Source organism: Pollutibacter soli (genome assembly GCA_029269725.1).
In the GTDB taxonomy this organism is placed as follows: domain Bacteria; phylum Bacteroidota; class Bacteroidia; order Chitinophagales; family Chitinophagaceae; genus Pollutibacter; species Pollutibacter soli.
Genome location: JARJHS010000004.1, coordinates 287,476 through 311,789, shown reverse-complemented (window position 1 = coordinate 311,789; position 24,314 = coordinate 287,476). Strand labels below are relative to the sequence as shown.

Annotated in this window: 24 protein-coding genes; 10 read left to right on the top strand and 14 right to left on the bottom strand. The window is 42.3% G+C overall.

The features are described from left to right. Positions 1-4: 4 nt before the first annotated feature. Positions 5-1,567, bottom strand: a complete 1,563-nt coding sequence (locus P2W82_RS12330) for a helicase HerA-like domain-containing protein (RefSeq protein ID WP_336516195.1) — start codon at positions 1,565-1,567, stop codon at positions 5-7. Between the two features lie 83 nt (positions 1,568-1,650). Further along, positions 1,651-2,022, bottom strand: coding sequence for a co-chaperone GroES (locus P2W82_RS12325; RefSeq protein ID WP_336516194.1), 372 nt, complete (start codon positions 2,020-2,022; stop codon positions 1,651-1,653). A gap of 152 nt (positions 2,023-2,174) precedes the next feature. Between P2W82_RS12325 and P2W82_RS12320 the strand changes: the two genes are divergently transcribed. After that, positions 2,175-2,879 carry a response regulator transcription factor gene (locus P2W82_RS12320; RefSeq protein WP_336516193.1) on the top strand — a complete coding sequence of 235 codons (705 nt, stop codon included), beginning with the start codon at positions 2,175-2,177 and terminating at the stop codon, positions 2,877-2,879. 50 nt (positions 2,880-2,929) lie between these two features. Here the strand turns inward: P2W82_RS12320 and P2W82_RS12315 are convergent, their stop codons facing one another. The 4 genes from P2W82_RS12315 to P2W82_RS12300 all read right to left on the bottom strand — a co-directional run bounded on the left by P2W82_RS12315 (position 2,930) and on the right by P2W82_RS12300 (position 8,582). Further along, entirely contained in the window at positions 2,930-6,019 is a 3,090-nt protein-coding gene (locus P2W82_RS12315) for a two-component regulator propeller domain-containing protein (protein WP_336516192.1), read from the bottom strand. Positions 6,020-6,081: 62 nt separating this feature from the next. Beyond that, entirely contained in the window at positions 6,082-7,113 is a 1,032-nt protein-coding gene (gene ruvB / locus P2W82_RS12310) for a Holliday junction branch migration DNA helicase RuvB (protein ID WP_336516191.1), read from the bottom strand. Positions 7,114-7,175: 62 nt separating this feature from the next. Continuing rightward, positions 7,176-7,826 (bottom strand): OmpA family protein, encoded by a 651-nt coding sequence (locus P2W82_RS12305; RefSeq protein ID WP_336516190.1) that lies wholly within the window; start codon positions 7,824-7,826, stop codon positions 7,176-7,178. A 90-nt stretch (positions 7,827-7,916) separates the two neighbouring features. Then, positions 7,917-8,582: a peptidoglycan DD-metalloendopeptidase family protein gene (locus tag P2W82_RS12300; RefSeq protein WP_336516189.1), complete on the bottom strand. Its 666-nt coding sequence runs from the start codon at positions 8,580-8,582 to the stop codon at positions 7,917-7,919. 322 nt (positions 8,583-8,904) lie between these two features. Between P2W82_RS12300 and P2W82_RS12295 the strand changes: the two genes are divergently transcribed. The 3 genes from P2W82_RS12295 to P2W82_RS12285 all read left to right on the top strand — a co-directional run bounded on the left by P2W82_RS12295 (position 8,905) and on the right by P2W82_RS12285 (position 11,231). After that, on the top strand, positions 8,905-9,930 hold the full coding sequence (locus P2W82_RS12295; protein WP_336516188.1) for a hypothetical protein: 1,026 nt from the start codon (positions 8,905-8,907) through the stop codon (positions 9,928-9,930). 82 nt (positions 9,931-10,012) lie between these two features. Next, positions 10,013-10,675 carry an alpha/beta hydrolase gene (locus P2W82_RS12290; protein WP_336516187.1) on the top strand — a complete coding sequence of 221 codons (663 nt, stop codon included), beginning with the start codon at positions 10,013-10,015 and terminating at the stop codon, positions 10,673-10,675. Positions 10,676-10,706: 31 nt separating this feature from the next. Next, positions 10,707-11,231 (top strand): RBBP9/YdeN family alpha/beta hydrolase, encoded by a 525-nt coding sequence (locus tag P2W82_RS12285; RefSeq protein ID WP_336516186.1) that lies wholly within the window; start codon positions 10,707-10,709, stop codon positions 11,229-11,231. On the opposite strand, the gene P2W82_RS12280 is transcribed toward P2W82_RS12285, so the two are convergent. Together P2W82_RS12280 and leuS are read right to left on the bottom strand one after the other, a co-directional pair. Next, on the bottom strand, positions 11,228-11,722 hold the full coding sequence (locus tag P2W82_RS12280) for a hypothetical protein (protein WP_336516185.1): 495 nt from the start codon (positions 11,720-11,722) through the stop codon (positions 11,228-11,230). The two genes, P2W82_RS12285 and P2W82_RS12280, sit on opposite strands and share 4 nt — an antisense overlap. Positions 11,723-12,107: 385 nt before the next feature. After that, positions 12,108-14,930, bottom strand: coding sequence for a leucine--tRNA ligase (leuS, locus tag P2W82_RS12275; RefSeq protein WP_336516184.1), 2,823 nt, complete (start codon positions 14,928-14,930; stop codon positions 12,108-12,110). Between the two features lie 167 nt (positions 14,931-15,097). Between leuS and P2W82_RS12270 the strand changes: the two genes are divergently transcribed. The 5 genes from P2W82_RS12270 to P2W82_RS12250 all read left to right on the top strand — a co-directional run bounded on the left by P2W82_RS12270 (position 15,098) and on the right by P2W82_RS12250 (position 19,603). Beyond that, a complete protein-coding gene (locus P2W82_RS12270) occupies positions 15,098-15,976 on the top strand; it encodes a cell division protein FtsX (protein WP_336516183.1) in 879 nt (292 codons plus the stop codon). Positions 15,977-16,046: 70 nt separating this feature from the next. Next, entirely contained in the window at positions 16,047-16,283 is a 237-nt protein-coding gene (locus P2W82_RS12265) for a DUF3098 domain-containing protein (protein WP_336516182.1), read from the top strand. A 52-nt stretch (positions 16,284-16,335) separates the two neighbouring features. Further along, a complete protein-coding gene (locus P2W82_RS12260) occupies positions 16,336-17,136 on the top strand; it encodes an undecaprenyl-diphosphate phosphatase (protein WP_336516181.1) in 801 nt (266 codons plus the stop codon). 297 nt (positions 17,137-17,433) lie between these two features. After that, positions 17,434-18,777 carry an MFS transporter gene (locus tag P2W82_RS12255; protein WP_336516180.1) on the top strand — a complete coding sequence of 448 codons (1,344 nt, stop codon included), beginning with the start codon at positions 17,434-17,436 and terminating at the stop codon, positions 18,775-18,777. Continuing rightward, positions 18,758-19,603 (top strand): MBL fold metallo-hydrolase, encoded by an 846-nt coding sequence (locus P2W82_RS12250; protein WP_336516179.1) that lies wholly within the window; start codon positions 18,758-18,760, stop codon positions 19,601-19,603. Before P2W82_RS12255 ends, P2W82_RS12250 begins: the two co-directional genes overlap by 20 nt. Positions 19,604-19,830: 227 nt before the next feature. Here P2W82_RS12250 and P2W82_RS12245 read toward each other — a convergent pair whose 3' ends face one another. After that, entirely contained in the window at positions 19,831-20,622 is a 792-nt protein-coding gene (locus tag P2W82_RS12245) for a DUF3108 domain-containing protein (protein WP_336516178.1), read from the bottom strand. A gap of 97 nt (positions 20,623-20,719) precedes the next feature. Further along, a complete protein-coding gene (locus P2W82_RS12240) occupies positions 20,720-21,649 on the bottom strand; it encodes a lysylphosphatidylglycerol synthase domain-containing protein (RefSeq protein ID WP_336516177.1) in 930 nt (309 codons plus the stop codon). A gap of 81 nt (positions 21,650-21,730) precedes the next feature. Between P2W82_RS12240 and ruvC the strand changes: the two genes are divergently transcribed. Then, complete coding sequence (gene ruvC, locus P2W82_RS12235) at positions 21,731-22,297, top strand: crossover junction endodeoxyribonuclease RuvC (protein ID WP_336516176.1); 567 nt, start codon at positions 21,731-21,733, stop codon at positions 22,295-22,297. A gap of 1 nt (position 22,298) precedes the next feature. Here the strand turns inward: ruvC and P2W82_RS12230 are convergent, their stop codons facing one another. From P2W82_RS12230 to P2W82_RS12215, 4 genes are all read right to left on the bottom strand, one after another. After that, positions 22,299-22,643 (bottom strand): hypothetical protein, encoded by a 345-nt coding sequence (locus P2W82_RS12230; RefSeq protein WP_336516175.1) that lies wholly within the window; start codon positions 22,641-22,643, stop codon positions 22,299-22,301. Then, on the bottom strand, positions 22,643-23,035 hold the full coding sequence (locus P2W82_RS12225) for an HIT family protein (RefSeq protein WP_336516174.1): 393 nt from the start codon (positions 23,033-23,035) through the stop codon (positions 22,643-22,645). The genes P2W82_RS12230 and P2W82_RS12225 overlap by 1 nt, the downstream gene beginning before the upstream one ends. 82 nt (positions 23,036-23,117) lie before the next feature. Then, positions 23,118-23,591, bottom strand: a complete 474-nt coding sequence (gene greA, locus P2W82_RS12220; RefSeq protein ID WP_336516173.1) for a transcription elongation factor GreA — start codon at positions 23,589-23,591, stop codon at positions 23,118-23,120. Positions 23,592-23,705: 114 nt separating this feature from the next. Beyond that, on the bottom strand, positions 23,706-24,266 hold the full coding sequence (locus P2W82_RS12215; RefSeq protein WP_336516172.1) for a hypothetical protein: 561 nt from the start codon (positions 24,264-24,266) through the stop codon (positions 23,706-23,708). Positions 24,267-24,314 lie beyond the last annotated feature (48 nt).

The following is a 24,314-nucleotide window of genomic DNA, read 5'->3' as shown; positions in this document are numbered from 1 at the left end:
ATATTCAGCCGAAAATGCCTTTTTTTCTTCTCCTCGTAGCACCTAATCCGAGGGCGCCGAGTAAAGTCCGGGTCAAAATTGACGCTGCAGTCCGGCCTGCCTGCTTCACGATCGTGTTATCCAGGATGCTTTCTTCCTTTTTTGGCCGGCTGGTTTTGGCAGCTTCTTTAGCTTCCGCTTTTTCAGTAGCAGCCCTGGCACTTTCCCGGGCCGCTTCCTCCAGTTTTGCTGTCAATATCTCGTAGGCACTTTCATTATCCACGGGCGTATTGTACTTGCTAACGAGCCTGGATTGGCTGATAAGACGGCTGATTTCTTCTTCTGTGAGCGTATCCATCCTGGTGGCCGGAGCCACGAGATAGGTATGTACAAGAGGAGTAGGGATCCCTTTCTCGTTCAGTAAAGTAACCAGCGCTTCCCCGATACCCATCTCCGTTAGTATCTTATCTACTTCATAAAATTTCGTTTCCGGAAAGTTTTCCGCCGCCTGTTTAATGGTTTTGCGATCAGCAGCTGTGAATGCACGCAATGCATGCTGAACCTTCAGACCCAGCTGGCTTAATACCGAAGCGGGTATATCCTGTGGATTCTGGGTACAGAAGAATATTCCCACTCCTTTCGAACGGATAAGTTTCACCACCATTTCAATCTGTTGCAGCAAAGCCGGTGTTGCTTCCTGGAATATCAGGTGTGCCTCATCAATAAAAATGACCAGCTTGGGCTGTTCCATATCACCTTCTTCAGGCATATCAGCAAAAAGCTCGGCCAGTAAGCCCAGCATAAAAGTCGAAAACAGTTTTGGTCGGTTCTGCATATCCGTTACCCTGACTATGCTGATCATCCCTTTTCCATCCGGTCCAATCCTCATCAGGTCATTGATATCAAAGGAAGGTTCACCAAAAAACAAATCCGCTCCCTGCTGCTGCAATTCAATTACTTTCCGCAATATCGTTCCTGTAGATGTGGTCGATATCTTTCCATATTCAGCCTCCATCTCTTTCTTGCCTTCATTTGCAGCATACTGAAGAATTTTTATCAGGTCTTTGAGATCAAGAAGCGGGATTTTTTTATCATCACAATATTTAAAGATCATGGACACAACTCCTTCCTGTGTCTCATTAAGGCCAAGAATCTTGGCAATGAGAACCGGACCAAATTCAATCACAGTACTCCTTAATCTTGCGCCTGGTTCATTGCTCAGACTTAATAATTCAACGGGGAATTTCCCCGGTTCGAAAGTCGTACCTGTCTGGTCCGCTCTTTCCTGCACTTTTGGGTTCATCGAACCTGGAGCTGCAACTCCACTCAGATCGCCTTTTATGTCCATCATTAAAACCGGCACACTAGCATTACTTAAACCTTCTGCAAGAACCTGCAATGTTTTCGTTTTACCGGTACCGGTAGCACCTGCAATGAGTCCATGCCTGTTCAATGTTTTCAGGGGAATGGAAATAAAAGTCTGCGGTACCACTTTGCCGTCAAGCATGGCAACACCTAATCTGAATGCAGGACCTTTGAATGCGTATCCATCGTCAACGATTTTCTTAAAAGCTTCGCTGTCAGCCATAAAATTTTTGAGATTTATCGTGAAAACTGAGTAGAAAAATCAACAACAAGAAGATAGTTATTAAAAACCAAAACCCGTTCAATTTACAGATCCTCTTCTCTCTCCAGCATCAATATGGCACTCTGAGGCGCGATAAAATATTTTTCACCCTCATACATTATTTCAGTTACACCACTGAGAAGAAAAATAGCAAGGTCACCTTCGCGTGCCTGCAATGGTACATATTTGACCTGCTCTTCTTCTGATTTCCAGGGCTCGTCGTCTACAGGCATAGGTATAGCATAACCCGGTCCTGTCTTGATTACATAACCCTGCTGAACTTTTTCTTTCTCCTGCACCCCGGGTGGAAGGTAAAGTCCACTTTCAGTTTTTTCATTTGGCTTTGATGGGCGTATTAAAACGCGATCGCCTATAACAATCAGTTTTTTGAAGGTATTACCTGAAGTCACCTGCATATTTGCACTTATTTTATCTATCAAAATTACGGTACAGTTATTTTATATAGCTTTAATAGGTCGCTTCCTTGAGTTTTTGTTTAACAAAATTTTATTGACGCGGCTATATAGCATTCACACGATTTATTGTTAATTGTTTTAAAATCTAAAGCATGTCTACAGAAGTTATCACCAAACCCAAAATTCTCCTCTGCGAAGACGATACCAATTTGGGAATGGTATTGAAGAATTATCTGGAACTAAACGACTATGATGTAACGCTTGAGAGGGATGGAAGACTTGGACTGGCTGCATTTCAGCGGGAGAAATTTGATCTCTGTTTGCTTGATGTGATGATGCCGCATGTAGATGGTTTTACCCTGGCAGAAGATATCCGCGATATCAATCCTGATATTCCTCTTTTCTTTCTATCGGCAAAAACAATGAAAGAAGATATTATCCAGGGGTATAAGCTTGGGGCAGATGACTATATCACAAAACCTTTCGACAGTGAAGTACTGTTGCTGAAAATTAAAGCGATCCTCAAAAGAAATGAGGAATTGAATAAAGAGGCTGCGAATGTGGAATATGACCTGGGTCAATACCATTTCAATCCAAAACTTCGCGAGCTCTCACATGGTGGAAAAACCCAGACGCTCTCGCCAAAAGAAAACGAGTTGCTCAAAATGCTTAGCGAATACAAAAATGATTTGCTACCCAGGGAAATCGCATTGAAGAAAATCTGGGGTAGCGATACATACTTCAACGGGAGAAGTATGGACGTGTACATCGCTAAGTTGAGAAAATATCTCAAGGATGACACCCAGATCGAGATCGTGAATATTCACGGAAATGGTTTCAGACTTGTAGTACCTTAATAAATTCGGATCGGGAAAAAAACCAGCCCTTCACATTGTGAGGGGCTTTTTTATGTGCCGGAAATATCCGTCAGGTCCTTTAATGGAATATCAATGACTACCGTGGTTCCATTTTTATTTACGATACTTAACCATCCGTTAAGATTATCAACACGCTTACGCATATTCGAAAGACCGTGACTGCCTGCTTTAAGCTGGGTAAGATCAACACCACGACCGTTGTCGCTGATCTCAATGTGAAGCTTCTCACTGATGGAAATGAGTACATGAACAGTTGTCGCCTGCGCATGTTTGGCAATATTATTCAATGCCTCTTTTACCAGCAGGAAAACATTTCGCCTTTTATTGCCTGTTACAGGTAAATCAGGAATGTCCTCAGGAAGCTTTACATCGCAGCGGATTTCGAAATCGTCAAGGTATGACACTGCATATTGCCTGGTATAAGCAATGAGACTTTGCAGGTTATCATGATTCACATTCAAAGCCCAGACGATCTCATTCATTTTCTGAATAAGTTCATTTGACGAAGCAGAAATTTTTCCAAAAAAAGCCCGGCTGGTTTCATCCTGGCTCTTATCCTTATTCATTTCACTTAACAACCGTATTGCAGTCAGCCCTCCCCCGATATCATCATGTAATTCAGCAGAAATCCTCGAACGCTCTTTTTCAACAGCCTGTTCCTTTTCAAAAACGATTCTTTGTTTCTCGAGTCGTCGCTGGATATAGGTTCTGATGATATAGAAACTCAGTAACAGGCCCAATACGATCAGGCTGATTCTGAAACTGACTGTTTTATAATATGGCGGAAGCACAACAAGATTGAGCGACCAGATCTCTGAATTGGATTCCTGCTTCTGGTTGTCTGTCATGACCACTTTTAATTGATAGCTTCCGGGTTCTGTTCGTAACAACGGAAGTAAGGTACCTACCTGCGCTTCCTTCCAATCCGATCCATTACCCAACTGATATTTTATTGACAACTGACGGTTACCCGTATAAGTTAGCGGGCTGAATTCCAGGTAGACGTCCTCATTAAATTTCGTGGTAAGATTGCGGTCGCGGTTGACAATTCCCGTTACAGAGTCCGATAACAATTTTCCGTTGAGACGAATTTTAGCCAAATAGATTTTGGGTTGAAAATGACTTTGCGATAATTGGTCCGGAAAAAAAGACACAACGCCGTTGATGGTTGCCATGAAAATTTCGCCGTCACTGTTCACAAATTTGGAGAGCATATTAAACTCATCCGCAGGTAATCCATCATCCTGGTTATAGTTTACAAATGTTCTTTTCGTTATATCGAATCGGGACAATCCCTTGTTTGTACTTAGCCAGAGTTCGCTGTCACCAACAGGAACGATATTGTAGATAGCATCATTACACAAGCCATTTGCCGATGTGAAATAGTTCACCTTGCCGGTTTCTTTATCAACTTCATTCAAGCCACCGCCATAAGTGGCGACCCAGATTTTTTTTCCGTCATCATACAGATCATATACATAACGGTTGCTTATGCCGTTAACAGGATCCTTTTTTATGTCCGGATAATTTTTAAAAGTTTCATTGTTTTTATCGAACACGGAAAAGCCTGCATCGTGACCGATCAGCAGATTTTCTGAACGATCAGTAGTCAGTACGTTAATTACCTCATCAGCAATCGATGCCGGATCGCCATCTTTATGCCTGAACCATTTAATTTCTGCCGTTGACTTATTGAATTTCAACAGGCCGTCATTGGTGGTGGCAAACCAGAAGATATCCGGCCCTGATCTGACATAACTCCGAAAACTCTGTTGTTTGAACTCAACTTTTCCTGCAAGTTCTTTTGGTCGTTTTAATTCAAAATAGGAGCCATGTCTAGTCAACTCAAACATTCCATGATCAGAAGAAACCCACCACTTGTCGTCCGCTTCACGACTAAAAGAACGGTAACGAATAGCCGTATTTTCTATCTCCTTTGATTTTCTTACGGGAACAAAATGATTGGTTATCCTGTTGTAAATCACTATCCCTCCCGAAGTGGCCATCAGAAAATCATTGTCTACTTCAAAAATTCCATAAATTGATGCACCGCGAAGTTCTTCTGAAACATTGCTGAGCCCCGGATAAATGTTGAATTTCTGTGCATCGTTATAAAAATTCTGCAACCCGTTTTCTCCCCCGATCCAAATTCCGCCACGACTGTCCTGGTAAATACAAGTCAGCCTGTTACTCAGCAATCCCCTGGATGATGCAAAATTTTCCTGCAATCTTTCAAGAAATCCTTCTTTGGTAAAAAATATCCGCAGACCATTACTCTTTGTTGCCATCCATATATTTCCCCTGCTGTCGATCTGCATGGCTTTGATCACGAGATTCTGTATAGCAATCGGAGGTTTAGTCTGAATATATTTATTCTCTTCCGTCGATTCAAAAAGAATATTGGGACCAGCATCCGTAGCAATCCAGACTTGTCCTGTCGTGTCAAAGTCAATATCATTTATTGAACCGGGTTTGAAACCGGGCTCTACAACCTGCAAGGTCAACTGATCGTTTGTCGTTTTGAAAATACCATGGTCTTTAGTTCCGATCCAGAGATTTCCCAATGAATCCATCTTTATCGCAGAAACCCAGAATCCGTTTACAGCATTCCCAGGAAGTGTAGTAATGTTTGTGAACTTACCGGTTTTCGGATCGAACACAGATAATCCTGATTCAGTACCTACCCAAACCCTATCGAGCCTATCAATTTCGAGAACGTTTACTTTTTCGCTGAGAAGAGAATTTTTACCAGGTTCAGCATGATAATTTGTGAAAGTGAAATTCAATGAATTCATCCGGCTTAAACCTGAATTGTACAATGTCAGCCAGAGTTCACCTTTACTATCTGTCCGGATGCCTGTAACAATATTTTCACCCATACTTGCGGGGTCATTGATCCGATGATAAAAAGTGCGGAATTCTTTACCATCATACCTGGTAAGGCCAAAGCGGGTACCAATCCAGATAAATCCGTACTTGTCTTCCGTAACTGTTTCTACTTCACTTTGACTGAGTCCGTTGCTGCTGGTGAAATTGCGAAAGGTGAGGTTATAATACTGACTGATTGCAGCTTGAAAACTGCAGATCAACATTACGCACAACAGGTAGATTTTTCTCATTATGTTGTTTCAGTACAGATACCGGGAAGATGGATGACTCCCCAAACTTCATACCTTTTTTTCTAAGGAAACAGGAGATTTTCACGGTTGTTTCCCATAGGTTTTCCAAGATGCGTATATGCTTTTTCAGTGACTTCCCTTCCGCGAGGTGTACGTTTTAGAAATCCCTGCTGAATTAAAAAAGGTTCGTATACTTCCTCGAGCGTTCCAGGTTCCTCGCCTACTGCTGTCGCAATGGTAGTAATACCTACGGGGCCTCCTTTGAATTTCTCAATAATGGCAGCCAGTATCCGATTGTCCATATCATCGAGCCCGTATTCGTCAACGCTTAATGCTTTCAAAGCATGCTGGGTAATGGCAAGATCAATTACACCATTGCCGAGTACCTGCGCAAAATCACGTACACGTCGTAGCAATGCATTGGCAATTCTCGGTGTTGCTCTGCTTCTCCTGGCTATTTCCATGGAAGCATCTGATGTGATTTTCACGCCTAATATATCTGCTGATCGCTGTACAATTTTCTGAAGCGTTTCTGAAGGATAATATTCAAGCCGCGATTTTATCGCGAAGCGGGAAAGTAAAGGAGCGGTCAACAATCCACTTCTTGTCGTTGCCCCAATCAACGTGAATGGATTGAGGTTGATCTGTATACTTCTTGCGCTAGGGCCACTGTCAATCAGAATATCAATGCGGAAGTCTTCCATTGCCGAATACAAATATTCCTCGACTACCGTACTTAACCGATGTATTTCATCAATAAAAAGAACATCATTGGTTTCAAGGCTGGTCAGCAAGCCCGCGAGATCTGCAGGCTTCTCTATTACCGGACCAGAAGTTTCGCGGATATTAACTCCCAGTTCCTGCGCAACGATCCTTGATAAAGTTGTTTTACCTAACCCGGGCGGGCCATGAAACAAAACATGGTCCAGAGACTCGCCGCGCATCTTAGCAGCGCGTATAAAAATTCTGAGGTTTTCGATGATCACTGGCTGGCCCGCAAACTCTTCAATTGTTGCAGGCCGGATGGTATTCTCAAATTCCTTTTCCGTGGGGCTGAGAGACTGCTTTCCGGTATTCAGGTTTGGATTTTCCATCTGGTAAAATTAAGGCCAAAAAATTCATTCGCAGGATTGAACCTACTTATCGGTATTTATTCTTATTTAGCACGAACACTCACCGATATCCGACGATCAATTCTTCTGTCATCTTCTGAAGCTTCAGCTGGCACGGTCGCGAACTCGGATCCATATCCTTCCGGTTTTTCAAGCTGTGCTGCATTCGCGCCGGCTGCAATAATTGCATCATGGGTTGCCTGCGCGCGATCCTGGCTGAGCTTTTTATTTGCGTCTGCATTTCCTGTTTTATCAGTATACCCTCCGATCTTTATTTTAAGCTTTGGATATGCTTTCAGAATCGCAGCGATATTGTTGACCTGTGATTCACTATCAGCAGTAATTTTTGCGCTGCCCAGGTCGAAATTCAGATTATCAAAATCAAACCAGAGATCTTTCCCCGGTTTGCAGGAACTGTCTGAGAGACAAGCTACCAGCTTATCTTCGATACCTCCCTTATAGGCGCTAAGCTCAGTACCATCAGACAAAATCACTTTTGTTGATACTCTTGCCGGAGGCTCGGGTTCCTTTACTTCAACGGGTGCGGGTTGCTGAACAGCAACCTTAGGCGCTTCTTCCGAACCTCTCAAAAAATACCACACACCCATAGCCGTTAGTAATATCAACAGTAGTGGCATTATCCAAACTGGCATGGACCGTGTGTCATCATTTCTTGTCGCTTCATTTGTACTCATAGAAATAATATTAAGTCGGGTTGGTCATATTAATTCGCAACAGGGAAGTTAACGGATTCCTGACTATTGCCGTTTGATTTCATATGTTTTTTAATCCTTCATTATTGATTCAATTCCATATCGGTTCATATCAGCTATTAAGTCCGGATCAGGACAATTCTCCAGGTAATATGTTTTTTCAGACTCCCTGCATACACCCGGGTAATCACCGGTTTTATCTTCCATATCGATGATGATCTGAAAATGAAGATGCGGTGGCCAATGTCCATTTTCGAAAGGTTCTCCAAAATGAGCAAACATTTGTCCACCATTGATTTTAGTACCTGGCTTCAGGTTCAGATCATCCAGTGAAACGTGGCCATACAGTGTATGAAAAATGATATCATCGAGCTGGTGCTGCAGGATAACGGTTGCTCCATAATCTCCAATGGCCATATTAGTCCCTGTGCTGTGAACTACGGCATCCACCGGGCAATACACAATCGTTCCTGCTTTTCCCCAGATATCCAGGCCGAGATGGCGTCTTCTCGGTTCTGCGTCAACGTTATTTCCGTCAAACACGGCACTCCTGCTGTAAATATCACGGTATTCGTTATACCCTCCGATGGCGTAGCGGCACGACGATTGTTCAATTTCATCATTTACAAATTGAGAAAAAGCATCTATATCGCTGAATATCTCGGCCCGCAACTTTTTATTTGAGGAATTCAGATTCAGCCGGAGAAAACGATCTTTTCCAGGATCGAATTCTACCAATGGAAAAAATTCCCTATGATAAAGTTTTAATATTTCTTTAAGACGAAAAGATTGATTATTTATCACGAGTAAATGTCGTTGATATTCTGTGATCCCCGCGAAATTGAAAAGTATTTCAATATTAATTCAGTTTCAGCTTTTTAACATCGGGAATTCCGTTATTTATTCTAAGTTGAGGCAGCCTGACCGACACAGCATTATGAGTGAAATTGACATCCGGTCTTTGGGATGGGCTATTGTTCAAATGTTAAAGCCGTCCGAAGAAAAGAACACCAGGGAAATATCGAACTTTTGAGATCGTTCTTACAAAAAACAAAAACTGTTGAAAATTACATCCAGGTCATTATTAATTTTTGCATTGTTGATTTCCCTGGCAGCATCTGTATCGGCGCAACCGGTTTCAGGAGTATGGCATGGAAAAATAAAAAAAGCAGGTGCCATTCCAGGCCGTGCAGTCCAGCTCGAATTGAAGCTAGTACGCAATGGAGATAGTCTTGTAGGCAGCTCTTATTACTACACATCTGATAATAATTATACAGCCTTTAATGTGAAAGGATATTTCAATCCTTATACCGGGACAGTGAGTTGGTGGGATGATTCACCACTGGAGAGCAGCCGTCAGAATACGTCACAGCCATTACAATATGTGACTGACTTTAATTGTCCGGGAGAAGGCATTATGAAGCTCGATGGAACTGCTGAATCACCATCCAACAATGACCGGAAAGTTGAAGTACATCTCGATAAAGTGGATGACGCAAGATTTCCTGATGACTGGGACATGGTGTTGGAAAATTTACGTCGCGGCGTATTTGACTCTACAAATATTAACCTGATCGCCCGTCGCAGTCAGCCACCGGTTCGCGAACAAATAAAACCTGAACCGGTTAAAAAACCCGCACCTCAACCAGTAACTACAAAAGCTCCTGAGGTCCAATTGCCGGTAGTAAAAACAACAGTCAATCCGCCTACTGTCGAAGAGATGTTTACGAACAGGAAGAAAACATTTGTTACCGAGATTCCATTGGCCGGCGATACCGTTGAATTGAATTTCTATGATCATGCAGAAATCGATGGTGATTCCATTTCACTTTTTCTGAATAATCACCTGCTGCAGAAAAATATTCTTCTCAAAGCACAACCATACACAGTGAGACTCGCCGTAAAAGACCTGGGAGAAAATAATGAACTAACGATGGTCGCTGAAAATCTCGGATCGATCCCACCAAATACTTCACTCATGATTGCCTGGATCAATGGTATTCGTTACGAGGCAAGACTTGAGAGCGATGAGAATAGTAGTGCCATGATCAGGTTTGTAAAGCCGACGGAGAATGTAAAACGTTGAACGTTGAACGTTTGCCTAAGCCGATGAAAGTCCACAACCAATTGCTGACGCCTGATTCGTAGTTTAGCACTAAATTTTTCTGTTGAAAGTTTACTTTTTCAGTGGATTGGGAGCTGATGAGCGAGCTTTCATCAACATCAAACTCAACTCGTCTTTTGAGATTGTACATATTCCCTGGATAGTTCCCGAGAAAAACGAATCGCTGAAATCTTATGCCCAAAGGATCTCAGTTTATATAGATACAACAAATCCATTCGCATTAGTCGGGCTCAGTTTTGGCGGTGTGGTTGTTAGCGAAATGCTGGATATACTAAAACCTGCAAAAACTATTCTGATATCCAGTGTTGCAAGACGCAGCGAACTTCCTTTATATTTCCGGACTGCGGGCACATTAAGACTATATAAATTCTCTTTGCCATTCCCATCTGCAAAAGCAAATGCATTTATATACTGGATATTCGGGATCAGTTCCGATGAAAATCGAAATTTGTTCAGGTCAGTACTGGAACGGTCTAATCCAGTCTTCTCGCAATGGGCAGTAGCAAGACTTTTGCGATGGGATCGCTCACTATCGCAAGACAACATTATTCGTATCCATGGCGACCAGGACAAACTTCTCCCGATCATAAATTTTCAACCTGATTATCTTATTGAGGGAGGCGGCCATTTAATGATCCTTGACAGAGCCGGACAAATTTCAGAGATCATTTCAAACGAATTGAATTCCGTTAATTCAAAAAATTGATGATCTTCAGAAATAAACGACTGAATTTTTCATGACTCATTATTTTATCATTCCTGGTTTGGGAAATTCCGGGCCTGAGCATTGGCAGACCTGGTTTGAAAAAAGCGGAGGTAATTTTCACCGGATAGAGCAAAAAGAATGGGATGCTCCTGAATGTAAGGATTGGGTTGACTCAATCGATATGGCAATAAAAAAATACAATCCTGAAGAAGTGGTTTTGATTGGACATAGTCTTGGTTGCTCTACGATTGCAAAATGGGCAGAACAATCAGGAACCAAAATAAAAGGCGCTCTACTTGTTGCTCCGAGTGATACCGACGTACAGAATTATACCTTTCCTGCAAAAGGATTCTCACCGATCTCATTGAATAAAATAAATTTTAAGACCATTGTTGTGGCAAGTACAAATGATCCGTGGGTCAGCATAGAACGTGCTGCTTTTTTTGCAGAAAAATGGGGTAGTGAATTTGTCAATATTGGCCATGCCGGACACATCAATGCTATGTCAGGTCATTATCAATGGCAGGAAGGAATGGATTTATTAAAAAGGATTTAAATTAATTCGGTTACAGGTTTGGGGTAGTAACTGTTTTCTTTTTCTTTTGAAGATTCTGATGAAGATTTTACCTGGATAAGTTTTGTTTCCAGTAAATCTGCATAAGTCTGAAGATAAACGACTACATCTTCCCTGAGATTGCGTTGCAGCCAGCGAAAACCGCCAGGCAATAACTTCAAAACTTCTTTGTCGCTGAGATATTCAATGTGATGAATATCAGTGGGCGTCAGTCCAAGGGCAATTAATTCACCAACCAGGTGATCCAATGGAAGATTGGTAGTGCTGCAATATTCTTCAGCAATTTCCGTCCATTCACCGGCACCAGTTTGTGCGAGACGAACTATTTCCTGTTTACTTAACGATGTTGCTACCTGTAAAAGATTGCCACAATTGCATGAACCATGATTCCCCCAGGCATATTCCGCGCCTTCAGAAAGCCTCCTGGCAGTTGCTCGCAGTGAATCGATCAATGGTTGGGATGGATAGGCCATTTTTGGAGTGTTATGGTTACAATTTACGAAAAAGCCAGGAGGCAGGGTATGAAGGAAGGAGATTTAACAATAGACGGCAGACGGAACATAGCAGCCAGTAGAAGCTGAGTAGTGAGTATGAAGTAGCATCAATTATTACGAATAAGTTGGGTTATGCGTTTTAAAGATGTCAGGACATCTCCATTGCCGATACTATTATTAATGGATTTTAGCAAACATTCAAACCGATTTTTAATGCAGGGACGATGCATGCGTCGTCCCTGCATTAAAAATGGAAAGATAAAAAATTGCCGAGTTTTATTAACCGAACGATAGCCTTATAAACCGGCTGTTCTCCCTACTTACCTGCCGGCAGGCAGGCTACTTATTTCTTACTACTTACTGTCTAAATAACCACATTAATCATCTTATTCCTCACATAAATAATCTTCTTCGGCGATTTACCCTCCAGCCATTTCTGAACGACCGCATCCCTCAGCACCATGGCTTCAACATCGGCCTGCGTCGCATCAAGTGCAATATTCATTTCAGAACGCGTCTTTCCATTGATGGCAATGGGATACAGTTTTGAACTTTCGACAAGGTATTTCTCTTCCACTTTTGGAAAAGAAGCATTGAGAATACTTTCCTTGTGACCTATCACATTCCAAAGTTCTTCACAAATATGCGGCGCAAAAGGTGCGAGTGTGATCAGGAGTTTCTCCAGCACTTCCGCCTTATTGCATTTCATGTCGCTGAGTTCATTCACTCCGATCATAAAACTACTCACTGCAGTGTTGAATGAAAAACGCTCAGTATCCTCTTCCACTTTTTTGATCATTCGATACAATACTTTCCATTCAGCATCATTTGCTGCAAGATCAGTTATGATCAGGCCTTTGCCATCTTCATAAAACAAGCGCCATAATTTTTTGAGAAAACGATGAACACCTTCAATGCCTTTGGTATCCCAGGGTTTACTCATTTCTATAGGCCCCAAAAACATCTCATACATCCGGAAGGTATCCGCTCCGTATTTAGCGACGATATCATCAGGATTTTCCACATTGAATTTTGACTTGGACATTTTTTCCGATTCTTCCCGAACAAAAATGTATTCCTCATCGCCTGACTTTTCCCAGCCTTCGATTTCATAGATAGGCACTTCAATTTCCCCACTTATAATCGCGGCTTCATAATCACTTTTCAACAACCTGCCATTATTGTCGACAAACTTGTGGCCATATTTAAAACGCAACTGCACATCAGATTCATCAACCTTAGAATATGAAACTATTTTTGACACAGCTTTTGCCGGTATAGCATTATCTTCCGTTTTTACCTGGAAGAAATATGATTTTGCTGTAATCATTCCCTGGTTCACCAACTTCCTGAAAGGCTCCTGGAAACCGATATATCCCAGATCAAACAGGCACTTGGTCCACATGCGGGAGTACAACAAATGTCCCACAGCATGCTCAGTTCCACCGATATACAGATCCACCTGGCCCCAATAGTCACTTGCTTTACGATCGCAGAATTCCTTGTCGTTATCTGCATCCATATATCTTAAAAAATACCAGCTGCTGCCGGCATACCCAGGCATCGTATTCACTTCGCGCATACCACCCTGGTAGTTCTTCCATTCGGTGAGATTTGACAAAGGACCTTCTGCATCTGGTCCGGGTTTAAGCTCTGCGAGGTAGGGTAGTTCCACCGGCAATTCAGACTCAGGCAATGGAACAGCAACACCATCCTTCCATACGATCGGGAATGGTTCGCCCCAATAACGCTGGCGGCTAAACGCCGCATCACGCATTTTATAATTGACCTGTCTTTTACCAATACCTGTTTCTTCCAGTTTATCCAGCGCAACTCCGATTGCATCTTTCATCACCAGCCCATCAAGGAACGAACTGTTTTCAAGAATTGCATCTTTCGTTGGATTGGCTTCCCTGCCGTCGTAATATTCACCGATAATATTGGTGATCGGGATATTGAAATGGTTGGCAAACCTGTGATCCCGCTCGTCTCCGCAAGGCACCGCCATGATCGCTCCCGTACCATATCCCGCGAGAACATATTCGCTTATCCATACCGGGATCTTCTTCTCAGAAAACGGGTGATTACAGTATGATCCTGTAAACACACCAGTAATCTTTTTCTCCGCCATGCGCTCTCGCTCACTGCGACTGTTTACATACGCGAGGTAATCTTCAACAGCTGCAGATTGTTCCTGCGATGTATACGCTTTGACCGCAGGATGTTCAGGTGCAAGCACCAAAAAGTCCACACCGAATATGGTATCAGGTCTTGTCGTATATACTTTGATCGGCGGCTTTCCTGCGGGATGCTCAGGAACAAAATCCACTTCGGCACCATAACTTTTTCCGATCCAGTTGGACTGCATTTCTTTCATACTATCGCTGAACTCCACATCATTCAAACCACTCAGTAAACGATCAGCATATTCGGTAATCCTGAGGTACCATTGCCTCAATTTCTTTTTTACCACAGGAAACCCTCCACGCTCACTGACTCCGTTGATCACTTCATCATTTGCGAGAACAGTACCCAATGCTTCACACCAATTGACCTCACCATATCCGCAAAATGCGATACGGTACTGCATCAGAATTTCCTGCTGTTCTTTTTCGCTTAATGAATTCCATACATCTGCAGTAAAAACAACATTACGGTCTCCTGGACAGGGATGCGCCGTGTTCCCTTCCCGCTGGAATTTTTCAACAAGTACTCCGATGCGTTCAGCTTTATTCGTTTGCCGGTTATACCAGCTGTCGAACAGCTGCAGAAAAATCCACTGCGTCCATTTATAATATCCGGGATCGGAAGTACTTACTTCACGACTCCAGTCGAAACAAAATCCGATCTTATCCAGCTGAGCCCTGAAATTTTTGATGTTCTGAGCTGTTGACACAGCCGGATGAATGCCGTGCTCGATGGCATATTGTTCTGCAGGCAATCCAAAACTGTCATATCCCATGGGATGTAGCACGTTGAATCCTTTAAGTCTTTTGTACCTGCTGAAAATATCGCTGGCGATATAACCGAGTGGATGACCAACATGCAGTCCTGCACCGCTCGGATAAGGAAACATGTCCAGTACATAGTATTTAGGGCGGTCAGACTGATTGCTGACTTTATAGATATTATTCGTTTTCCAGTAGTTCTGCCACTTCTCTTCTATTTTTCTGAATTGGTATTCCATGAATCTGTTCCGATTTGTTAAAACGTCTGCGTACAAAAAATTTTTAAACGATGCTACTCGTTATGAGGAGGGCAAAATTACAGAAACAGCGCAAAATCACTATTTTTGCCGCGCAATTTCCGGCCCTCCTGTAATGATATTTGAGATTTTCACGCAACTCCGAAAGCATGACAGAGATCAGTAAAACATCAATGAAGCGCAGTAAGCCTTCTTATTTCATGGCCATTCTGGGTGTAGCCCTTGTTCTTTTTATCCTCGGCATGCTGGGCTGGATTACGATCAATGCCAGTAAACTTGAAAATTATTTCAAGGGCAGCGTCCAGGTACATGCGTTTATCCGGGAAGGTAGTCCCCAGCGTGAGGTCGATTCTCTCAAAAACTATGTTACCAGCAGGCGCTATGCCCGGAACGTGGAGTATGTAACCAAGGAAATGGCGCGGGAAAAATTTATCGGGGATCAGCAAAATGAAGACTGGGACAAAGTGCTCGACTATAATCCGCTACCAGCAAGCATAGATTTTTACCTTGATCCTGTTTGGGTGAATAAAGACAGCCTCACCAGCATCGTCAGCGACATTGAACAACATTTCATTGTCAGTGAGATAAAATACCCGGATGCAGTTGTGAATAACCTGAACAATGTTGTCCGGAAAATTGAAATATTCCTTCTCGTTTTATCAGCTATACTTTCATTGATCGCCATCATACTGATTGATAATACCATAAAACTGGCCATGTTCTCCAACCGTTTTTTAATCAAGACCATGCAGATGGTGGGTGCCACCCGGTGGTTTATCTCCAAACCGTTTGATAAGAAAGCCATCCTGAATGGCCTGACCAGCGCCGTTCTGGCGATTGTATCTATCATTGTAATCATTTATGCGGTAGAAAAATGGTGGTTACCTGAAATAACGGTGCTCAGGGATAATACGCTGTTGATCATGCTTTTCCTTTCCATGATTGTCATTGGCATCGGAATTACATTTATCAGTACACATCGGAGCGTAACCAAATACCTTAAAATGAAGCTTGACGATCTCTATTAAGACTGTCAAAAACACGCTAAACGCTTGCCGGTTCCCTGATTTACATTATTTTGCACCATATTATTGTTGTATGGAAAAAAAGAATAATACATTGTTCGGTAAACAGAATTTCCTGTGGATGGCTATCGGAGGAGTCGTGGTGATTCTTGGGATTCTTCTGATGACCGGTGGAAAAAGTGCCGATCCCAACTTTTTTTCCGATAATGAAGTTTATAGTTTTCGCAGAATAACCATTGCACCCCTCCTTATCATTGCCGGATTTATCATTGAGGTGTATGCCATAATGAAAAAACCGAAAGCCAGTTAGTGTTTAGCATTTCACCAGATCATTAAACGGAGCTACCTGATTAACCAGAACTATGGATCTGTTCCAGGCAATACTTCTTGCGATTATTGAAGGGATAACAGAGTTTCTTCCTATTTCCTCCACGGGTCATATGGCTATTGCTTCTGCATTTATGGGAATCAATAAAATGCCCTTTGCAAAGCTCTTTATGATCGTCATCCAGTTCGGTGCAATACTTTCTGTCGTTGTACTTTACTGGAAGAAATTTCTGAATTTCAAAAGTTTCTACTTCTACGTAAAATTATTTGTAGCCATCCTTCCTGCGATGGTTTTTGGTGTTTTTCTGAAAGATCATATTGAGACCGTCCTGGAGAAACCACTGGTTATTGCACTCGTTTTACTGGGCGGCGGGGTTGTGCTTCTTTTTGTAGACAAATGGTTTACAAATCCGAATATTCATACGGAAGAAGAAATAACCATAAAGAATTCACTTGTTGTCGGATTGTTCCAGGTGCTGGCCATTGTGCTGCCTGGCCTTAGTCGCAGCGCAGCGACCATCATTGGCGGAATGCAGCAGAAAATGTCAAGACAGGTTGCTGCTGAGTTCTCTTTTTACCTCGCAGTTCCTACTATGATGGCAGCAACTGTGAAAAGCCTTTACGACATGCACACAGATGCCCCGGAACTGCTCACCTTTAAGAACGTGGAGTTCCTGTTTATCGGAAGCCTTGTTGCATTTGTCATCGCTATCCTCGCCATCCGTTTTCTCATCAGTTTTCTTCAAAAAAATGGTTTTCGTTTCTTCGGATGGTATCGCATATTCGTTGGAGTTATATTACTGATCCTGATTGCTACGGGATACATTCAATCGTAAGTAAGAGGTTAGAAGTAGTTGAAAATTCAAAGTTGAAGGTTGAAGGTTCAGAGTAATTTCGCGGTGGTTAATATGTCTGCAAAAAAGAGCTGCGGATTCCTTACGTATTGTTCAATATTAACCTGTTATCTTCGGGTTCTGGCAACCTGCTATTCATTAGACTTCTTTACACCACAAACTGAAAACCGGCTATTCCAACTCTGAACAATGAACTTTGAACCGGCTGTTCAACTGAACAATGAACTATGAACTTTGAACTATTCTTTTAACTTTCCAATTTAAACTTTAAACACCTCCATGTCCAAAGTTTCGAGAAAACAGGAAAATGCCTGGGCGATGTATGACTGGGCCAACAGTGCATATAACCTGGTCATTACTGCCACCATTTTCCCGGCCTATTATGTAGGCATGACTACATCAAAATCACCCGGCGAACTTTCCTATGTTGATTTTTTCGGCTTCAGAATAATCAACACCGTTTTGATGGATTATGCCCTTGCCTGTGTGTTCATAATTGTCGCTTTTACGTCTCCGATCCTTTCGTCTATTGCAGATTATCGCAGAAACAAAAAGGTGTGGCTGACCATATTCAGTTGCATTGGCGCAGGTGCCTGCAGTGCTCTGTTCTTTTTTAAACCGACGATGATCGAATACGGCATCGTCGTTTTTGCCATAGCAGCATTGGGTTATTGGGGTAGCCTGGTATTCTATAACTCCTATCTACCGGATATCGTTCCCCCTTCAGAGCGAGATCGGGTGAGCGCAAAAGGTTTTGCCCTGGGATATGTTGGCAGTGTACTTCTCCAGGTCATTTGCCTTGTCATTATTTTCAAACCCGATATACTCAGCTGGCTTGGCCCGATGAGTGAGCAGGCAAGTTTCGCGGTAAGAACGTCATTCATGCTGGTGGGGATCTGGTGGTTCGGATTCGCTCAAATTACTTTGCGCTCGATGCCGCTGGAAAGTAAAGAAGTGAGAAAGGAACGAAAAAACGTGCTGACCAACGGATTCAGGGAATTAAAGCTGGTGTTCAAACAAGTGAGAGAAATGGTGGTCATGCGCAGATTTCTTTTTGCCTATTTCCTGTACAGTATGGGTGTACAGACCGTTATGCTGGTGGCAACAGGTTTTGCAAAAAAAGAAATCTTTACCGACCCGGAAGACGACCCGAAATTAGTTATCTCCGTTATCATCATACAGCTGATTGCCATTGTTGGTGCCGTCGGTATGAGCCGGCTATCGAAATTCGTTGGTAATATAAACGTGTTGATTATTGCAGTCATGATCTGGATTACAGTATGCATCTGGGCATATTATGTAAAAACTGAAGTGGCCTTTTATTTTGTTGCAGCCACCGTCGGGCTGGTGATGGGTGGTATTCAGTCGATGAGCCGAAGTACGTTTTCCAAACTTATTCCTGAAGGGTCAAAGGATACAACTTCATTCTTTAGTTTTTATGATGTATCAGAAAAAATCGCACTCTTTATAGGCCTGTTTCTTTTCGGATCGATTGAACACATAACCCATGGTATTCGCAATTCAATTCTTTCACTTGTCGTAATTTTCATTCTCGGCCTGCTTGCATTATTGCATACACGTGCCGCAGTTTCAAAAGAAAAAAATGCAGCTTTATACAATTAATACTGGCTATTTTAAACTTGACGGCGGAGCGATGTTTGGTGTTGTACCCAAACAGATCTGGAACAAACTGCAGCCTGCAGATGAGAAAAATCTCTGCAATTGGGCGATGCGATGTTTGTTAGTCGAAGATGGAGATAAACTGATCCTGGTCGACACCGGAATAGGCGATAAACAGGATGAAAAATTTTTCGGACATTACTATCTCTCCGGAAATGCAAACCTTCAATCATCGCTGAAACAAAATGGATTTGATATTTCAGATGTCACTGACGTAATTCTCACCCATCTCCATTTTGATCATTGCGGAGGTGCAATAAAACGCGAGGGCGAAAAACTTGTTCCCACATTTCCCAATGCAACCTACTGGAGTAACGGCAAGCATTGGGAATGGGCAACAAAGCCAAATGAAAGAGAAAAAGCTTCCTTTCTTAAAGAGAATATTCTGCCGATAGAGCAAAGCGGCCAATTGAAATTGATCAGTGAACCGGATTACGGAGTAGCAGATTTTTCATCCAACATCAAATTAAGGTTTGTTTACGGCCACACTGACGCGATGATGCTTCCACAAATCAATTACAAAGGACGGACGATTGTCTACATGGCCGATTTACTTCCATCGATTGCGCATATTCCACTGCCTTACATCATGGCCTATGATATGTTTCCATTGAAAACGCTGGAAGAAAAAAAACTGTTCCTGACTGAAGCATTGGAAAACAACTATGTCCTGTACTTCGAACATGACCCGGTTAGTGAAATTTGCACACTGATGCAAACTGAAAGAGGCATCAGGAATGGAGAAGGAAGAAGTCTGAGTGAACTATGAGAAAGAGAGGATACCGAATATGGAATACCGGGAACAAAACGGAAAACGGAAACTGAAAACTGGAAAAAGCTACAGGATACCAGATACAGAATGCGGAAAAATAAGCTATGAATTTCTGTCGAGAGGAGAAAGAAGGACAGCGAGATTCTTCGGTTGTCCAAACTATGAACCTGCCTGACGGCAGGCGGGCTGGCTGTACCTGACAACCGACAACTTCCAACCAATGATTAACGGAGTGAAAGCATCGAACTCAGCGGATACCTCAGATTCCGATACCCCATCATATCTACTTTAACACTTCCGACAGTTATCGGACTCTCGATTCTTAAGGGCAGGTGATTGGCATCATCTGATACCCAAACCGTCATCTTTTCACCACCTTCGAAAATGGTTCCTTTGATGAGCATAGGTTTAAATTTGATGGATTTAAATCTGCCGTAGCGGGTCTTTACAGTTTCTTTTCCCATATAACGGATGTACAGATTGTAGACCTCATCATCAAGGAACATCGTAAACGGAATTTTATCACCCGGTTTGTACTGGTTAAAATCGATATTGCGTGCGTAGTATACTGCGCTCAGCACGTCCTGCACACAATCAGGAACATTATATGATTTGCTTCCGGATACCGCAGTTTTTGTGTCGTGATTGAACTGCACATTTTCGTATTTCTTATAACCGCCTTCATCAACATTCCTGATAAAGCGCATAGGCTTCAACGTTTGCGTATCAAGGTAGGATTCGTAGCGGTCCCGTACTTTGAAGATCCAGTCATAGGAAGGATTAGAACTCCCCAGCCCAACGATATGATATGCAGGACGATTATTATAACGAACATGGGTAGCAGTAAAGCTGGCAGTACCTGCATCGACATACAAACCAACTACATTATAAAAAACCTTGAAAGTAATATTCTCCCCGGAAGAAAAGGATCGGTTAGAAATTCCACAAAAATCATTTCCTGCGCTGAGGTGAATAGCTGTGCTTACCAAAAAGAGAAACAGCAGGATTTTTTTCATGATTTCAACATTGAAAACCTAATACTAGACAAGCACTTGATTGATTCGTTAAAAAACACACGGGGATTTAATAAAATTATAACACTCATCGACCTCGTTACACGGACCGCCTCCAGCCCAGCATAAAAAAACTTCCTGCAATCGCTGGTACTACCAGGTTAATAAACCAAATCCCCGTCGCTGCGGCATACATTCCAACTGAATTATTACTGAACAGTCCGAACAAAAGGACACTGAATTCCCAGCGCAAACCCAGTTCAAGCAAAGCTATGGTCGGAATGACTGCCAATAGCAAAAATAATACAGAAACCGTCCAAAAACCCTGCCACCAACCAAGCTGAACATCCATTACCTGCAGCATCAGATTATACTGAATAATAAATACGGAAAAACGGATCAGGGAGAAAGTTAAGCTACGAAAAAGGGTCCTTTTATCCATTTCTACGAGTACATGAAAATGCGAGGTCACTTTGTTGATTAACGGCACTCTTTCTACCACACGGATCATGCTGCCCATATTGAAATACATAATAAATCCAAGAAGTGTTGATGCAATGACCACTGATTGCAGAACAGTGACCCCTAACCGAAATGAATTGACCCCGGGTGAAGCGCTGATATTGTCTGCGATAAAGTATAAACCTGCTGAACCCATGACCATGGTGATCAGCAACTGGCTGAATGAAGAAGCAGCTGTAAGAGAAACCGCTCGTATCCTTTTTTCAGGTTCGATAAACAAAACCCGGCCACCGTATTCACCCACTCTGTTAGGTGTGTTCATTGAAAATGCAATCCCGGACAAAATGCTTTTTACCGATTGATTAAAGCTAAGGTTCGTCAGGTTTTTCATCATCACCTGCCATTTTCTTGCTTCAAGACCCCAGTTCACAAACATGAGTAAAAAAACCAGCAACAATTTCCACATCCCGGCACCGCTTGCGGAAAGCCAGATATTTTTCAGCTGCAATCCCAGCTCAGGTTGCTGCTGAATCTGCTGCCAGATAGACCAGGCCACCCAGGCGAACATTACCGGGCCCAGAATATAATTGAAGATTAATTTGATATTTTTGTTCAGAGGATTTGGATTGAATTTTTAAACGGCTTTCACTTGCAGGAAAATTCCAGAATCATTTTAGGTGTTGATCCGGGTACCGTAATCATGGGGTACAGCGTATTATCCGTTTGTGGTAAACAGTTATCCATGGTTGAAATGAATGTCGTAAAACTCAGCAGTAAAAAGGACATGTATGAAAGGCTGCTGCTGATTCACCAGACCATACAGGAGATTATAACGAAATATGGGGCGCAGGAATTGGCTATCGAAGCTCCTTTTTTTGGCAAAAATGTGCAGAGTATGCTGAAGTTGGGAAGAGCACAGGGTGTAGCCATCGCCGTTGCCATGCAAAAAGGCCTTCCGGTGGCAGAATATTCACCCAAAAAAGTAAAACAATCTATTACAGGAAATGGTAATGCGGATAAAGAAAAAGTATGGGAAATGATCAAGCGGATATTACCCCTAAAAAACGAAATAAAATATTTCGACGCTTCTGATGCGTTGGCGGTCGCTCTCTGTCATCACTTTTCCTGTTCTTCCCCGGTTCCTGTTACAGCACATGGCAGAAAAAAAACCGATTGGGAATCCTTTATCAGGTTAAACCCACACCGGATATCCTGAGTTATTTCATTTTTTTATATTGTAATAACAGCATGATCACGGGAACCAATAGTACCAGCTCCCAGTATTGAAATGCCTTGCTGAACAGATCGTATCCGATTTTTAACGCAAGTATAATCGCAAAAAGAATTACACCCCATTTCTCCATCGACCAGACACCTGATAACGCTGCAAAAAGAATGACAACCAATAGAAGGTTTACAGCAGAATAAAAAAGTCCGAAGGTTGCAAAATAGCCAGCAAATGCCATAATAATATAGATCAACCCTGCTGTCCAGAAAGCAATACAGGTCCAGGTAATCCATTTAGGTCTCAGGAATGAGGTTGAGTTGTTCTCCGTTGCCATTAGAGTTTTTCTAAAATTTTTTGCTGGGCAGCTTTCAAATCAGCTGATGCAGGTTCAAGTTTTTTTCTGGTAAAATTCAGGTCATCGGCGCTATCAATCGGAACCAGGTGCAGATGTGCATGAGGCACTTCCAGGCCAATCACAGCAATACCACATCGCTTACATGGAAATGATTTTTCTATGGCAGAAACGATCGGCTTGGAGAAAACGAGAATTTCAGAAAGATAGTCTTCACTGAGATCAAAAAACCTGTCTGTTTCATTTTTTGGAACGACAAGTACATGCCCCATCCGTAAAGGAGCAATATCCAGGAACGCATAAAATTTATCGTTGTCCAGTATTTTATAAGATGGTATTTCTCCATTGATGATTCTAGTGAAGATACTTGCCATAATGAAAATTTATTCCGCAAAGATACCTGCAATAAAAAAGCCCGGCATACTACCAGGCTTAAAAAAAATATTATCCGGTTAATCAGATTTTAATCTCATCAACACGGAATGTAAGAATCCCGTTGGGTGCTTTCACTTCTGCAATCTCACCAGGTTTTTTACCAAGCAAACCTTTTCCGATCGGAGAAGTAATTGAAATCTTTCCAAGTTTCAGATCAGCTTCTTTTTCAGACACAATCTGGTAAGTCACCGACTTTTTTGTTGATGTATTTGTGATGGTCACTTTTGTGAGAATAGAAACCTTACTGGTATCAATTGAACTTGTTTCAAGGATCCGCACATTGGCCATTTCACCCTCCAGTTTTCCGATCCTTGCTTCCAGCAATCCCTGCGCCTCTTTGGCCGCATCGTATTCAGCATTTTCTTTCAAATCACCTTTTTCCCTGGCTTCTGCAATTGCTCTTGAAGCAGCCGGTCTGTCAACTGTTTTCAACTTTTGTAATTCCGCCTGCATCAGTTCAAGCGTTTCCTGAGTAACATAAATTAAATCGCTCATAATTCCCTCCTCTGATATTTTCCCTGTTGGGTTTAAAATAAAAAAACAACAACGCCTCAGGTTCACTGAAGCGTTGCCGTGTCGGCAAAAATATAAAATATTTACTGAATATTCCTAAAAACTATACCGGGCAAATACAGACCGATAGTCGATTTTTCCGGCGTTATCGAATCGCCAGTTTTCCTGGTACACGGTGGAATCAGCCTTACCATTATTCCGTACACCCCGCTCTTCCACCCAGATGGATACTACATGCATATCCTTTGAAGGGCTGTAAAGTGGCACGAAAGAAATAAACTCTTCGCTCAGCTTTTTGTACTGATTTCTGAAATTTTTCGCACGTGTAATGAAGTCTTTTCCTGTACCCTTAAACGTTTTATCATCGTAGGAAACACTGGTAACCGAATCAGCAAAAAAAGTGAGTACAGAGTCTTCCGGAGCGTTTCGCTCCAGCGCTTTGTAAAGGTTTAATACAATTGCGGCGTATTCTGGTTTTCCAGCAGTCCAGTCGGCAGCCAACGTTGGCTTGTATGCATAATCGATCGCTGGTGCAGCAGGAGTCGTTTCAACAGCCTTCGTGGCTATGCTATCTTCACGAGCTTTAATTTCAGTGGAAGAGTTTTTGCAGGCAGCAACTGCGGTCAGGATAATGCAGCTTAACATGATTTTTCTCATAAGATTATTATTGATTCTGAAATGGTACAATCCATATCAAAATAAATA